Here is a 13,330-nt window from a genome sequence, read left to right on the forward strand (position 1 = left end):
GGATGGCACGATGGGCGCGCGGAGGCCGGGGGATTTACGGCGCCCCGTGCCCGGAGCCGAAGCCCGTGGCCAGCATGTCCATGGTGCGGTTCACCAGTTCGCCCAAGTCGTCCTCGTGGCCTTGTTCCGCCCAGTACGCCATCGCCTCGGTCAGCGCGCCGATCAGGCTCATCGAGAAGACCCTGACCTCCAGGTCCCCCGGTTCGCGGCCGGCGCGGTCCGCGATGACACGGCACAGCATCCGCCCGGTGACCGACATGCTCTCCAGCATCCGGGAGCGCACGGCGGGGACCTCGACCATCAGGCGCGTCCGGAGGCGCACCTCCTCGGGCGACTCCCTGAAACCGAGGCCCACGGCATGGCGCAGCACGTGCCGCAGGGACTCCACGATCGGCTCGCCCGCGGGGCGCGCCCGCAGCTCTTCCTCCAGGAGCGGGTCGTACTCGTCGGTGAGGAGGATGTCCTCCTTGGTCGGGAAGTAACGGAAGACGGTCGACGCCGACACTTCCGCGGCCTCGGCGATCTGCTCGACCGTCGTCGCGTCGTACCCCTGTTCCTCGATCAGCCGGTACGTGGCCTCACGGATCGCGATGCGTGTCTTGAGCTTCTTCCGCTCACGGAGCCCCAGGGGGGCGGAAGGAGTGATGCGTGCGGCCGTCATGGCCCTCATTGTCGGGCATCACGGCAGGTGAGCTTGTGACAGTGGCCATGAAATGAGGGTAACTCTCAAAAGGTAGTAACCGTCAAGATGCGAACCCGCAGAGGCCGTCCTCGGCGCACGCACATGGCCGCGGCTCGAAAGCCGCGGCCATGGAAGGGGGTGGGGTCGGTGTCTATCCGTGCTGGTACGCCACCAGCGAGATGCCCACGTAGTGCACCGCGAAGGCGGCCAGCGTCAGGGAGTGGAAGACCTCGTGGAAGCCGAAGAAACGCGGGGAGGGGTTGGGGCGCTTGATGCCGTAGATCACGCCGCCCGCGCTGTAGAGCAGGCCGCCCACGATCACCAGGACCAGGACGGCGATGCCGCCGGTGCGCATGAAGTCGGGCAGGAAGAAGACCGCGGCCCAGCCCATCGCGATGTAGCACGGGGTGTAGAGCCAGCGCGGCGCGCCGACCCAGAAGACCCGGAAGAGGATGCCGGCCACGGCCGCGCCCCAGACGCCCCAGAGCAGCCACTGCCCCTTGGAGTCGGGCAGGAGCAGCATCGTCAGCGGGGTGTACGTGCCCGCGATGATCAGGAAGATGTTGGCGTGGTCGAGTCTGCGCAGCACGCCGTCCGCGCGCGCACTCCATGTGCCCCGGTGGTAGATCGCGCTCACTCCGAAGAGCAGGCAGGCCGTCAGGACGTAGATCCCGCAGGCGATCCGCGCGCGGGTGGAGTCCGTCAGGGCGATGAGCACGATGCCCGAGATGAGCACCGCCGGGAACATGCCCGCGTGCAGCCAGCCGCGCAGCAGAGGCTTCACTTCCGCGACGTCGGGAAGCGTCAGGGCGTCGCGCGTGGACGAATCGGGGCTGGTGGCCTGGTTGTTCGTGATCGCGTCAGGGACGGGAGCGGTCATAACGGCATCGTACCTACGCAACCGTAAGTTAGGTATCAGTCATGGGGGAACCGTGGCGTACAAGTGGCGATGCTCACGGTGATACCCGAGCGTACAAGTGACGGATTCGCGTGTGGAGGGCGGCCGGAGCGAGTGGCGATACTCACGCCGCTCACCTGTGAGGCCCTCTGGACATATGCGCGGAACCGTCGGATGATCAAATGAGTGCGGTCGGCACCGGATGAGCGCCAGAGGGAACAACACGTGAAGCGTCCGGGTCGCAGCCCCCACGGGGCAACAAACCTATAAACCCCTCGTATAGGAGCAATCGTGGCGCGCGACATCGCGGCTCCCCTTCTCTCTGAGTCTCTGGGCACCGTCCCCACCAACCACCAGGACCTCGTCTCCTGGGTGAGCGAGATCGTCGAACTGACCCAGCCGGACAGCGTGGTCTGGTGTGACGGATCCGAAGCCGAGTACGAGCGCCTGTGCGAGGAGCTCGTCGCCAAGGGCACGTTCAAGAAGCTCGACCCGATCAAGCGCCCGAACTCGTACTACGCGGCCTCCGACCCGACCGACGTCGCGCGCGTCGAGGACCGCACCTTCATCTGCTCCGAGAAGGAAGAGGACGCGGGCCCGACCAACCACTGGAAGGCCCCCGCCGAGATGCGGGAGATCTTCCAGGGCGAGAAGGGCGTCTTCCGCGGCTCGATGCGCGGTCGCACGATGTACGTCGTGCCCTTCTGCATGGGCCCGGTCGGCTCACCGCTGTCCGCCATCGGTGTGGAGATCACCGACTCCGCGTACGTCGCCGTCTCCATGCGCACCATGACCCGCATGGGCCAGGCGGTCCTGGACGAGCTCGGCGAGGACGGCTTCTTCGTGAAGGCCGTCCACACGCTCGGCGCCCCGCTGGAGGCGGGCGAGGCCGACGTGCCGTGGCCCTGCAACTCCACGAAGTACATCTCGCACTTCCCCGAGGACCGCGAGATCTGGTCGTTCGGCTCGGGCTACGGCGGCAACGCCCTGCTGGGCAAGAAGTGCTACGCCCTGCGCATCGCCTCCGTCATGGCGCGCGACGAGGGCTGGCTGGCCGAGCACATGCTCATCCTCAAGCTCACGCCCCCGCAGGGCGAGAGCAAGTACGTCGCGGCCGCGTTCCCGAGCGCCTGTGGCAAGACCAACCTCGCCATGCTGGAGCCGACGGTCCGCGGCTGGACGGTCGAGACCATCGGCGACGACATCGCCTGGATGCGCTTCGGCGAGGACGGCCGGCTCTACGCGATCAACCCCGAGGCCGGTTTCTTCGGCGTCGCCCCCGGCACCGGCGAGCACACCAACGCCAACGCCATGAAGACCCTGTGGGGCAACTCGGTCTTCACGAACGTCGCGCTCACCGACGACAACGACGTCTGGTGGGAGGGCATGACGGAGGAGACTCCCGCCCACCTCACCGACTGGAAGGGCAACGACTGGACCCCGGAGTCGGGCGTCCCGGCCGCGCACCCGAACGCCCGCTTCACCACGCCCGCCTCGCAGTGCCCGATCATCGCGCCCGAGTGGGAGGACCCCAAGGGCGTGCCGATCTCGGCGATCCTCTTCGGCGGCCGTCGCGCCAGCGCGGTGCCGCTGGTGACGGAGTCCTTCAACTGGCAGCACGGTGTCTTCCTCGGCGCGAACGTGGCGAGCGAGAAGACCGCCGCGGCCGAGGGCAAGGTCGGCGAGCTGCGCCGCGACCCGTTCGCGATGCTCCCGTTCTGCGGCTACAACATGGGCGACTACATGGCCCACTGGGTCAAGGTCGGCGCGGACAAGCCCGACCAGTCCAAGCTCCCGAAGATCTACTACGTGAACTGGTTCCGCAAGAACGCGGAGGGCAAGTTCGTGTGGCCCGGCTTCGGCGAGAACAGCCGCGTCCTGAAGTGGATCGTGGACCGCCTCGACGGAAAGGCCGAGGGCGTCGAGACCCCCATCGGCATCCTGCCGACGGTCGACTCCCTGGACACCGAGGGCCTTGACCTGGCCAAGGACGACCTGGAGTTCCTGCTCACGGTCGACAAGGAGGTCTGGCGCGACGAGGCCTCGCTGGTCCCCGAGCACCTGAACACCTTCGGCGACCACACGCCCAAGGAGCTGTGGGACGAGTACCGCGCCCTGGTGCAGCGTCTCGGCTGACCTCAGCCGTTCCGTTTTTCGGCCGGGCCCCCGCACAACGGCGTGCGGGGGCCCGGCCGTGCGACACGCTCGCATCTCAAACACCTTGCCTTCACACTCCTCTCACATGTTTCAATGGCCCCCACGGGGGCCCGCTGATCATCACGGGCCGTCAAATGAGCCTGTGGGGGGCACAGTTGAAGAAGTCTCAGCGGTTCAGACGAGTGACGGGCGCCGCGCTCGCGGTGGCCCTGGGGTCGGCCGGTCTGGTCGCCGTCGGTACGCCCGCCGCGTACGCCGCCACCCCCTCGGACGAGGCGGCGAAGCTGCCGATCCACTCGTTCGGGGCGATGGTGGTCGACGACGCGCACGAGCGGGTCTACGTCACCGACGGCAACAAGAGCGGCAATGGTCCGAGCGCCGTCCTGGTCTACAACTTCCAGGGCCAGCGCATCGGTTCGCTCGCCACCGACGAGCCGGCGTCCGGCATGGCGCTCAGCGCGGACGGCGCGACCTTGCAGGTGTCGCAGTCCAACCGCATCCTCGCGTTCGATACGGCGACGCAGACCAGGACCGGTGCCGCGAGCACGCCGTACGACGTCACCTGCGGCCGGGAAGTGGCTGTCGCGGGCGGCAAGACGTGGTTCACGGAGACGCCGTACAGCGGCAGTTCGTACTGCGACAGGCCCGACAACCAAGCCCTGCTGTACGGGGTCAGCGGCACCTCCTCGTTCAACGCGGGCTGGGACAGCCGGGGGCGGCTGAAGCTGGAGTCCGGGCCCGGCGCCCCGGACCGCCTCGTGGTGGGGCAGGCGGGCACGAACAACTCGGCCAACGCCTTCCTCGCCACGTTCGACGCGAGCGGCGCCAACCTGGTGCGCGGCCCGCAGCGGCGCTTCGCGGACGCCGAGGGCAAGGGCGCGCTCGACCTGAAGGACATCGCCCAGAGCGCCGACGGCAAGCGGATCGCCGTCGCCGACGCGGCGTACGGCACCCGGCTGCTCGACGCCTCCGACCTGGCGGACGCGCCGGCCGGCTACCAGTCGCTGCCGACGGGCGCGAAGGCCTCGGCGGTGGCGTTCAGCGGCGACGGGAAGTACGTGGCGCGCGGTGCGGACGCCTCCGGCAGCGTGTCCGACCTGCTGATCCAGCCCGCGGACCCGGCGGACGGCACCACGCCGATGGAGTTCGCCTTCGAGGGGGAGCTCGACGGCTCGCGGGTCGTGCCGCAGGGCCTTGGCTGGGCGAAGGACGGCTCGCGGCTCTTCGCGGTGACCACGGACAGCTACAGCCACTGGCTGCACGTCATCAAGCCGCCGGCCGCCCAGTACGACTCGCGCTTCGCGGGCACCCTGACCACCACGCCCTCGAAGCCCGTGGTCGGTGAACCCCTCGGCATCCGCGGCAAGTTGGAGCTCGACGGTCCCGCGCCCGCGGAGCCCGTGAAGGTCGAGGCGGTCCGCAAGGACGCCGACGGCACGACGGAGGTGGCGGCGGCCAAGGTCGCGGCCGACGGCAGCTTCACCGTCCTGGACGTGCCGGACCGGCTCGGCGAGGCCACGTACACGCTGCGGTTCCTCGGCGATGTCACGCACCGTCCCGCCGAGGACGTCACGCTCACGGTCGACGTGGCGAAGGCGGCGACGGCGCTCGAGGTGACGGCGCCCGCGGAGGCGACCCGCGCGGGCGGCGTCGAGATCACCGGGAAGCTGACGGGGCAGGGGCGCGCGCTGCCGTCCGGGATCGCCCTCAAGGTGACGCGGACCGACAGGTTCGGCACGACGGGTGAGCTGACCTCGGCGTCGGTGGCCGCTGACGGCACGTTCCGGATCAGGGACCTGCCGAGCAAGAAGGGCAGGACCGTGTACGCGGTGAGCTACGAGGGTGACGACCTGCACAGCGGATCGTCCGCGCAAGCCACTGTGAAGATCACCGGCTAGGCGGCGGGTACCCCCAGCTGTCGCCTCGGTCGGTGGCGCCCGGTCCGCGGCCTTCCCGGCCGCGGACCGAGGCCGTCAGTGGGCGCCGACGAGGTGGGCGGCGCCGGCGTGCGCGTCCATGCGACGGGCGGCGAGGATCGCCGCCGCGGTGTCGGCACGGGACGCGGCCACCACCAGGGCGCGGCCCGCGAGGGCGTGGGCGCGCTGGTGCAGGGCGGTGAGGTGCGGTTCGTGGATGGCGGTCACCACGGCCGAGCGGACGGGCGGGAGCCCTCCACGCAGCCGGGCCACCTCGGACGACAGCTGCTCTGCGGCGTCGTCCAGGTCGGCGGCGGGCGCCAGGGCGCGCAGCTCGTCCGTGACGGCGAGCAGCGCCGCCAGGTGCGCGGCGAGCTGGATGTCCAGCTCCTCCTCGCGGGAGCGGTGCGGGTACGTCGCGTCGTCGGCCAGCGAGTGGACCGACTTGGTGCGGATCGGCTCATACATGCGGTGGCCTCCAAGCGGTGTTGGATCCATCCTAGCTTAGATCTCGTCTAAAGTTGAGCGCGGTCGAAAAGCACCGTCACGGGCCGTCACGGCTGGCTGTAACCGTCGAGGAAGTTGCCGATGCGGGTCACCGCCTCGGTCAGGTCCGTCGCCGTGGGGAGCGTGACGACCCGGAAGTGATCCGGTTCTGGCCAGTTGAAGCCGGTGCCGTGGACGACCATGATCTTCTCGGCCCGGAGCAGGTCGAGGACCATCTGGCGGTCATCCTTGATCTTGAAGACCTTCGGGTCGAGGCGCGGGAAGAGATAGAGCGACCCCTTGGGCTTTACGCAGCTCACCCCGGGGATCTGCGTCAGCAGGTCGTACGCCGTGTCGCGCTGCTCCACGAGCCGGCCGCCCGGCAGTACGAGGTCGTTGATCGTCTGCCGCCCGCTGAGTGCGGCGACCACGCCGTGCTGGCCCGGCATGTTCGCGCACAGGCGCATGTTGGCGAGGATCGTCAGGCCCTCGATGTACGAGGAGGCGTGCGCCTTCGGCCCCGAGATGGCCACCCAGCCGACGCGGTATCCGGCCACCCGGTACGCCTTCGACATGCCGTTGAAGGTGAGGGTGAGCAGGTCGGGGGCGATGGAGGCGGTGGGGGTGTGGACCGCGTCGTCGTAGAGGATCTTGTCGTAGATCTCGTCCGAGCAGACCAGGAGGTTGTGGCGGCGTGCGATGTCGGTCAGGCCGCGCAGCATGTCCTCGCTGTACACGGCGCCCGTCGGGTTGTTCGGGTTGATGATCACGAGCGCCTTGGTGCGGTCGGTCACCTTGCGCTCGATGTCGGCGAGGTCCGGCATCCAGTCCGCCTGCTCGTCGCAGCGGTAGTGCACGGCCGTGCCGCCGGAGAGCGAGACCGCGGCCGTCCACAGCGGATAGTCCGGCGCCGGTACGAGGACCTCGTCGCCGTCGTCGAGCAGCCCCTGCATCGCCATGACGATGAGCTCGGAGACGCCGTTGCCGATGAAGACGTGCTCGACGTCGGTCTCGATGCCCAGGGTCTGGTTGTGCATGACCACCGCGCGGCGGGCGGCGAGCAGGCCCTTCGCGTCTCCGTAGCCGTGCGCGTCGCCGACGTTGCGGAGGATGTCCTCCAGGATCTCCGGGGGGCACTCGAAACCGAAGGCCGCGGGGTTGCCCGTATTGAGCTTGAGGATGCGGTGGCCCGCCGCTTCCAGCCGCATCGCCTCCTCGAGCACCGGACCCCGGATCTCGTAACAGACGTTGGCGAGCTTCGTCGACTGGATGACCTGCATGTCCGCGAGCTTACGGCCGCGTAACGAGACCCGCCTCGTGTTTTCCGCCACGTAGGGGGGTGGCGGCCTCCGATGCGGCGTGGCGGGGCCCGGCGTGGAACTCCGGACTGTCCTGTCAGCGGTCAGTCGTGTCCGTATGCGGTCTTGTCCTCGCGGCCGACTACCTCAACAATGCGCATGACAAAACCGAGGCAACTTCGGTCACATAGTCAACAGAGGGGACCCCCCACATGAACAAGCCTCTCGTCGTCGCATGCTTCTCCGCCCTGCTCCTCGGAGCCACGGCGGTGCCCGCGACGGCCGTCAGTGACGAACGGCCCGCAAAGGCGAAGGCAGTTGACTTCGCGGGCACGGTGGCACTGAGCAACTGTTCCGGCTCCGTCGTCCGCGTGGCGGACTCGAAGCCGGACGACCCGGCGCTCGTGATGTCCAACGGCCACTGCCTGGAGGCCGGATTCCCGGCGCCCGGTGAGGTCGTCGTCGACAAGCCGTCGTCGCGCAGCTTCACGCTCCTGGACGCGAGCGGCGGCGACGCCGGAACGGTCAAGGCGAGCAAGGTCGCGTACGGGACGATGACGGACACCGACCTCTCGCTCTACGAACTCACCAGCACCTACAGCGAGATCGAGAGCAAGTTCGGCATCAAGGCGCTGGAGCTGAACGCGGCGCACCCGGAGCAGGGCAAGGCGATCACCGTCGCGTCCGGCTACTGGAAGAAGATGTACAAGTGCAGCGTCGACGGCTTCGCTTACCGCCTCAAGGAGGGGAACTGGACCTGGAAGGACTCGGTCCGGTACACGTCCGACTGCCAGACGATCGGCGGCACTTCGGGCTCTCCGGTGATCGATGACGCGACCGGCAAGGTCGTCGCCGTCAACAACACCGGCAACGAGAGCGGCGAGGAGTGCACGGACAACAACCCGTGCGAGGTCGACGAGAACGGCAAGGTGACGGTCCGCAAGGGCATCAACTACGCCCAGCAGACGTACGGCATCGTGCCGTGCGTGGCACCCGGCAACAAGATCGACCTGAGCCGTGAGGGCTGCGCGCTGCCCAAGCCGTAAGAGTGGTGAGCGGCGCGGCAGGCGGGGCCGGGCTTCGGCCCGGTCCCGCCTGGCCGTGCGGGCGCGACTCCGGCCGGTGCACCCGGTACGCCCGGTGAGCGCGGTACGTCTGCCGCCCGATACCCCTAGCCCGATACCCCTAGAGAGACTCCGTGCCGAGCCTCTCCAGCATCTGCTTCTGGTGGCGGTGGCCGACCGTCTCGTAGCCGAGCACGGTGACGAAGGGGGCGAGCATGACGACGAGCAGGCAGACCGCGATCGAGACGTCGGCGGCGGCCAGCAGGACGGCCGCGAGGAGGACGACGAGCGTGAGGGAGATCAGGAGCAGGTGGAATCGGTCTGCCGTGGACAGCAGCAGGGTGTGCAGCAGATAGACCATCAGCAGGTAGAGGCCGACCGGGAGGGCCAGTGACAGGACCACGGCGACATCGCTGAGCTCGGAGTGGTGCTCCAGCCGCAGTCCGGCCACGTGCAGTCCGGCTCCGGCCCCGGCGATGGCGATGAACAGAGGGATGTGGCCGTAGCCGAAGAGGTATCCGCGGCTGCGGCGGTGGACCAGGACATCACCGAAGGGGGTGGCGAAGTAGACCCACCACATACCGAAGGTCAGCCCGACGCCGGCGATGACCACGGCGACCGCGTTGCCGCTCCAGTGCGTGCCGTCCGCGCCCCCGAGGAGGCCGCCGGACGAGGCGACGGTGCCGACGACGCCTTCGCCGAGCACGATGATGGCGAAGAGGCCGTAGCGCTCGGCGACGTGGTGGGGGTGCCAGGGCGTGCCGCCCGCGGAGCCCTGCGCGAGCAGCGGCAGTGCCAGTTCCAGCGCCCCGAGGACGACGAAGGCGGCGAACGCGGCGGCCAGCGGCAGATGGACGAAGGCGACCACGACCCAGCCGACCTGAACGATCGCGGTCCAGCGGATGTTGGCCAGGCCGACATCGTGGAAGGCGGGGGAGTCGTGGGCGGCGCGCCACCACTGGAACAGCATGGCGATGCGCATCACGACGTATCCGAGAACCATGACCCGCAGTTCGAGGTGTCCGCCCTCCTCGACGGAGTGGAACATCGCGGGCAGCCCGAGCGAGAACACGACGACGCCGATCATCTGCAGCATCGTCAGGGCGCGGTAGAGCCAGTCGTCGGTGCCGAAGGCGGAGGCGAACCAGCTGAAGCTGATCCAGGCGACGCTGATCGCGAACATCGCAAGCACGAACGCGGTGACCGCCTGCCCGGCGTGTCCTTCGGCGACCATCTCGGCGAACTGGGACGAGGCGGTGCCGACGGCGACCACGAACGTGAGATCGAACAGGAGCTCCAGCGGTGTGGAGACCCGGCTGTGTTCGTTCGGGTCACGGCCGGTCATGGGGATCAGCCGCCGGGACGGAGCCGCCTTGCCGGAGGGGTCGGTGTTGCCGGTGTTGCCGGTGCTGTTGGGGTTGCCGGTGTTGCCGGTGTGCTGGGGATCAACCATGAGCGGCATCCTTTCGCACACCGTGCCCCTTTCGACGGGTCAGGCGACCTGCCGGGCCCGGCGAAATGCAAGAGTTCTCACCCCTTGTCCCCCATCCGTGGGCCCCCGAAGAATGCCCATGACAACCACACAGGGCACAGCTACAAGGGGGGCTCCACACATGAAGAAGGCTCTCGCGGGCGGCTTGCTCGCCCTCACCCTCGTAGGGTTCGGCTCCGCGCCGTCGGCCGCGGCTCCGGACAGCACACCCTCGGCTCGGGCGACGGGGGAGGCCGCGAAGAAGAGCGTCGACTTCGCGGGGACCGTCGCGCTCAGCAACTGTTCCGGCTCCGTCGTCCGCATGCCCCAGTCGAAGGCGGGCGACCCCGCGCTCGTACTCTCCAACGGCCACTGCCTGGAGAGCGGGTTCCCGACGGCGGGCGAAGTCATCGTCGACCAGCCGTCCACCCGCACCTTCAAGCTCCTCGACGCGAAGGGCGCGGAGAAGGCGACCCTCAAGGCGAGCAAGGTCTCGTACGCGACGATGACCGACACCGACATCTCGATCTACCAGCTCACCACCAGCTACGCCGACATCCAGAAGAAGTACGGCATCAAGGCACTGGAGATCGAGGACGACCACCCGGTCAAGAAGCGGGACATCACGGTCGTCTCCGGGTACTGGAAGCAGACGTACACCTGCAAGATCGACGGGTTCGTCTACCGCCTCAAGGAGGGCGAGTGGACCTGGAAGGACTCCGTCCGCTACACCCCCGAGTGCCAGACCATCGGCGGCACGTCCGGCTCACCGGTGATCGACCACAAGACGGGCAAGGTCACCGCCGTCAACAACACGGGGAACGAGGACGGCGAGCGCTGCACCCTCGACAACCCGTGCGAGGTCGACCGGCACGGCAACGTAACGGTCCGCAAGGACATCAACTACGCCCAGGAGACGTACGGGATCGTGCCCTGCGTCGGCCACGACAGCAAGATCGACCTCGGCCGCAAGGGCTGCAAGCTGCCGCGCCCGGCCGCCCGGAGGTAGCGGGTTGAGACCCACCGCCCGTTTCTCAGGAAAGGCGCTCGGATCCCGCGTCCCGGAGCTCGGCCGTGAATCGGGCCCATGCGGTGGCGGGAACGGTGAAGGTGGGGCCGGCTTCGCCGAGCTTTGAGTCGCGGATGTGGATGGTGTGGGGGCGGGTGGCTATCTCTACGCAGTTGCTGCCCTCGCTGTCGCTGTAGCTGGACTTGTGCCATTCCAGGGCTACTTCGATGCACTCCGCGCCCTGGCTGTCGCTGTAGCTGGACTTGAACCACGTAAGTCGAGCGCTCATAGCTCCTCCGCCAACTCTTTGATGAACCGGGCCGAGTCTTCGACTCCGAGGGCTTGCATTCGGATCATGCCATGCGACTGGCTCAGCTCACTGACCTTGCCAGGGTCGGAGTAAAGGGCGCTGGTCTCGGGCGCCTCAATGTAGGCGAGTTGCTCGTGATCGCTGGTCTCCAGCAGTACGAAAGACCCGTTGAGGGCGGGCCCGCTGCACCGGCTGGCTTGGAGCACCTGGATGGATGCGTTGCGCAGCGTGCCCACCTCCAGTAGGCGGAGAAGCTGGCGCCGCATAACGTCGCAGCCTCCAACCAAAGTGCGCAGCGCCGCTTCGTAGACCACGAATCCGAACGTGGTGGTCGGTCTGCGCGTGAACGCCTCCTGTCGCATCAGTCGGGCGCCCACTCTGGCCTCGATGGTCTCGTCGTCGAGTGGCGGACAACTCGCGGCGATCAGCGCCCGTGCGTACTCCTCGGTCTGGAGGAGTCCCGGAACCAGTAGCGGTGCGTAGAAGTGCAGAGCGATCGCTTCTGCCTCCGCCTGCATGTACTCCTGCGACCGCGCCGGAAACGGCTCCGGCTTCAGATAGTCCTGCGCCGACAGCAACAACCCATGCGCATCGCACATCTCGTCCGCGATCTGGAGCAGCCGGAGCGTCGGTTTGCGGCGGCCGTTCTCCATCGACTTGACGTACTCGTAGTGATAGCCGGTCTCTTTGCACAGCTCCTCGCGGGTGGTTCCCGCCTGTTCCCGCCACCGCTTGACCTGATTGCCGCAGTAACGCCAGGCCATCGGCGGCTGGGAGTTCACCTCGGTCATCGCGCCCGCCCCTCTGGTGCACGGTGGGTACGGTTACGTTCTGTACCCGCGTCGATACTCCAGAAGGCTATGCCCGGCCAGGCAGCGTATGAGCCATGGAACGCACAACTTCCCCCCTCCCGAGGGAGATCGACTGGCGGCTGCCGCGTACTCCGCGCAGTGTCGGCCGGGCGCGCTCGCTCCTCTCCGAGCAGGCGCGGGCCTGGAAGGTCCCGGACGACGTGGCGGACACCGCCGTACTGCTGCTCAGCGAGTTGATGACCAACGCCGTACGGCACGGGCGGGTTTCGGCGGGGCGGGAGGTCGAGGCGAGGTGTGTGCTGGACGGGGGTGTCCTGCGAATGGAGGTGGCGGACGCGAGTGATGCGCTGCCGTGCCCGAGGGAGGCGGGCCCGGAAGACGAGTCGGGGCGGGGTCTTGCGCTGGTGGAGTTGCTGGCCGACGCGTGGGGGGCCCGCGCCCGGCCGTACGGGATCGGTAAGGCGGTGTGGTTCGAGCTGGCGCTGCCCGCGGCCGAACCGGACGGGCCGCCACCCGGTGACGACTGCCCCCTGCGGTGAGACGTTGCCCGCGGCACTCGCCGCCGGACGGACCGGCGGGGACGAAGGGGGCACCATGACCAAGATGCTCGGTCACGTGGAGTACGCGAACGACGAGACGGAAGCGACGGAACTGCTCACGGCCTACAGCGAGTCGATCGGCCTTCCCTGGGGACTGATCCCGCAGCGCAAGCGGGAAGCCTCTGTCCGTATCGCGACCTACGAGGACAAGAACAACGGGCTGGCGGCGGCCAAGAAGACCCTCGACGACGACGTGGCCGAACAGCGGCGCGCGGAGCGGGTGGCGGAGCGCACGGCGGTGATCCAGAAGCAGGCCGACTCCCTGGTGAAGGCGGTCGGAGTGAAGAGCAACGCGGGTCTGCTCCTCGATTTGTGCAGGCACCATTACGAGCAGGCCAACTACCCCAATTTCACCTTCGGATCCGGCATGACCGAGGCCGAGTACGCCACCTTCCAGGGGGAGTGGGAGGAAGCCTCCGAGTTGGCCACCCAGCGCTACGACCAGTTCACGCACCTCTACTCGACCAAGATCCAGGACAAGGAAGCCCTCGGCAAGGGACAGGTCGGGGACACCCTGGCCACGCGCGGACGGCAGGGCAATGTATTTGTGACCGTCCTGGGCGCGAAGTTCAACGCCCACATCGACATCAAGGGCAAGAAGAAGTGAGGAAGTAGCGGCGGGGCCTGC

Annotated in this window: 13 protein-coding genes; 6 read left to right on the top strand and 7 right to left on the bottom strand. The window is 68.3% G+C overall.

The window, feature by feature from the left end:
- Window positions 1-34 precede the first annotated feature (34 nt).
- Window positions 35-661 (bottom strand): TetR family transcriptional regulator, encoded by a 627-nt coding sequence (locus AB0E78_RS16940; RefSeq protein ID WP_361832908.1) that lies wholly within the window; start codon window positions 659-661, stop codon window positions 35-37.
- Between the two features lie 172 nt (window positions 662-833).
- Window positions 834-1,562 (bottom strand): hemolysin III family protein, encoded by a 729-nt coding sequence (locus AB0E78_RS16945; RefSeq protein ID WP_361832910.1) that lies wholly within the window; start codon window positions 1,560-1,562, stop codon window positions 834-836.
- Window positions 1,563-1,871: 309 nt separating this feature from the next.
- Here AB0E78_RS16945 and AB0E78_RS16950 point away from each other — a divergent pair, with 309 nt between their 5' ends.
- Both AB0E78_RS16950 and AB0E78_RS16955 read left to right on the top strand, forming a co-directional pair.
- A complete protein-coding gene (locus AB0E78_RS16950) occupies window positions 1,872-3,716 on the top strand; it encodes a phosphoenolpyruvate carboxykinase (GTP) (RefSeq protein WP_361832912.1) in 1,845 nt (614 codons plus the stop codon).
- A gap of 155 nt (window positions 3,717-3,871) precedes the next feature.
- Window positions 3,872-5,635 carry an Ig-like domain repeat protein gene (locus AB0E78_RS16955; RefSeq protein ID WP_361832914.1) on the top strand — a complete coding sequence of 588 codons (1,764 nt, stop codon included), beginning with the start codon at window positions 3,872-3,874 and terminating at the stop codon, window positions 5,633-5,635.
- Between the two features lie 75 nt (window positions 5,636-5,710).
- Here the strand turns inward: AB0E78_RS16955 and AB0E78_RS16960 are convergent, their stop codons facing one another.
- Together AB0E78_RS16960 and AB0E78_RS16965 are read right to left on the bottom strand one after the other, a co-directional pair.
- Window positions 5,711-6,121 (bottom strand): hypothetical protein, encoded by a 411-nt coding sequence (locus AB0E78_RS16960; RefSeq protein ID WP_361832916.1) that lies wholly within the window; start codon window positions 6,119-6,121, stop codon window positions 5,711-5,713.
- An 86-nt stretch (window positions 6,122-6,207) separates the two neighbouring features.
- A complete protein-coding gene (locus AB0E78_RS16965; protein WP_361832918.1) occupies window positions 6,208-7,419 on the bottom strand; it encodes a pyridoxal phosphate-dependent aminotransferase in 1,212 nt (403 codons plus the stop codon).
- Between the two features lie 230 nt (window positions 7,420-7,649).
- Between AB0E78_RS16965 and AB0E78_RS16970 the strand changes: the two genes are divergently transcribed.
- On the top strand, window positions 7,650-8,483 hold the full coding sequence (locus AB0E78_RS16970) for a serine protease (RefSeq protein WP_361832920.1): 834 nt from the start codon (window positions 7,650-7,652) through the stop codon (window positions 8,481-8,483).
- 139 nt (window positions 8,484-8,622) lie between these two features.
- Here the strand turns inward: AB0E78_RS16970 and AB0E78_RS16975 are convergent, their stop codons facing one another.
- Window positions 8,623-9,954 (bottom strand): low temperature requirement protein A, encoded by a 1,332-nt coding sequence (locus tag AB0E78_RS16975; RefSeq protein ID WP_361832921.1) that lies wholly within the window; start codon window positions 9,952-9,954, stop codon window positions 8,623-8,625.
- A gap of 160 nt (window positions 9,955-10,114) precedes the next feature.
- Here AB0E78_RS16975 and AB0E78_RS16980 point away from each other — a divergent pair, with 160 nt between their 5' ends.
- Window positions 10,115-10,981, top strand: a complete 867-nt coding sequence (locus AB0E78_RS16980; RefSeq protein WP_361832923.1) for a serine protease — start codon at window positions 10,115-10,117, stop codon at window positions 10,979-10,981.
- A 25-nt stretch (window positions 10,982-11,006) separates the two neighbouring features.
- On the opposite strand, the gene AB0E78_RS16985 is transcribed toward AB0E78_RS16980, so the two are convergent.
- Together AB0E78_RS16985 and AB0E78_RS16990 are read right to left on the bottom strand one after the other, a co-directional pair.
- A complete protein-coding gene (locus AB0E78_RS16985) occupies window positions 11,007-11,270 on the bottom strand; it encodes a DUF397 domain-containing protein (RefSeq protein WP_361832925.1) in 264 nt (87 codons plus the stop codon).
- A complete protein-coding gene (locus tag AB0E78_RS16990) occupies window positions 11,267-12,082 on the bottom strand; it encodes a helix-turn-helix transcriptional regulator (protein ID WP_361832926.1) in 816 nt (271 codons plus the stop codon). Before AB0E78_RS16990 ends, AB0E78_RS16985 begins: the two co-directional genes overlap by 4 nt.
- A gap of 95 nt (window positions 12,083-12,177) precedes the next feature.
- Between AB0E78_RS16990 and AB0E78_RS16995 the strand changes: the two genes are divergently transcribed.
- Both AB0E78_RS16995 and AB0E78_RS17000 read left to right on the top strand, forming a co-directional pair.
- A complete protein-coding gene (locus AB0E78_RS16995; protein ID WP_361832927.1) occupies window positions 12,178-12,642 on the top strand; it encodes an ATP-binding protein in 465 nt (154 codons plus the stop codon).
- 55 nt (window positions 12,643-12,697) lie between these two features.
- Window positions 12,698-13,309, top strand: a complete 612-nt coding sequence (locus AB0E78_RS17000) for a hypothetical protein (RefSeq protein ID WP_361832929.1) — start codon at window positions 12,698-12,700, stop codon at window positions 13,307-13,309.
- Window positions 13,310-13,330: the final 21 nt, after the last annotated feature.

Source organism: Streptomyces sp. NPDC032198 (assembly GCF_040636975.1).
Classification (GTDB): domain Bacteria; phylum Actinomycetota; class Actinomycetes; order Streptomycetales; family Streptomycetaceae; genus Streptomyces.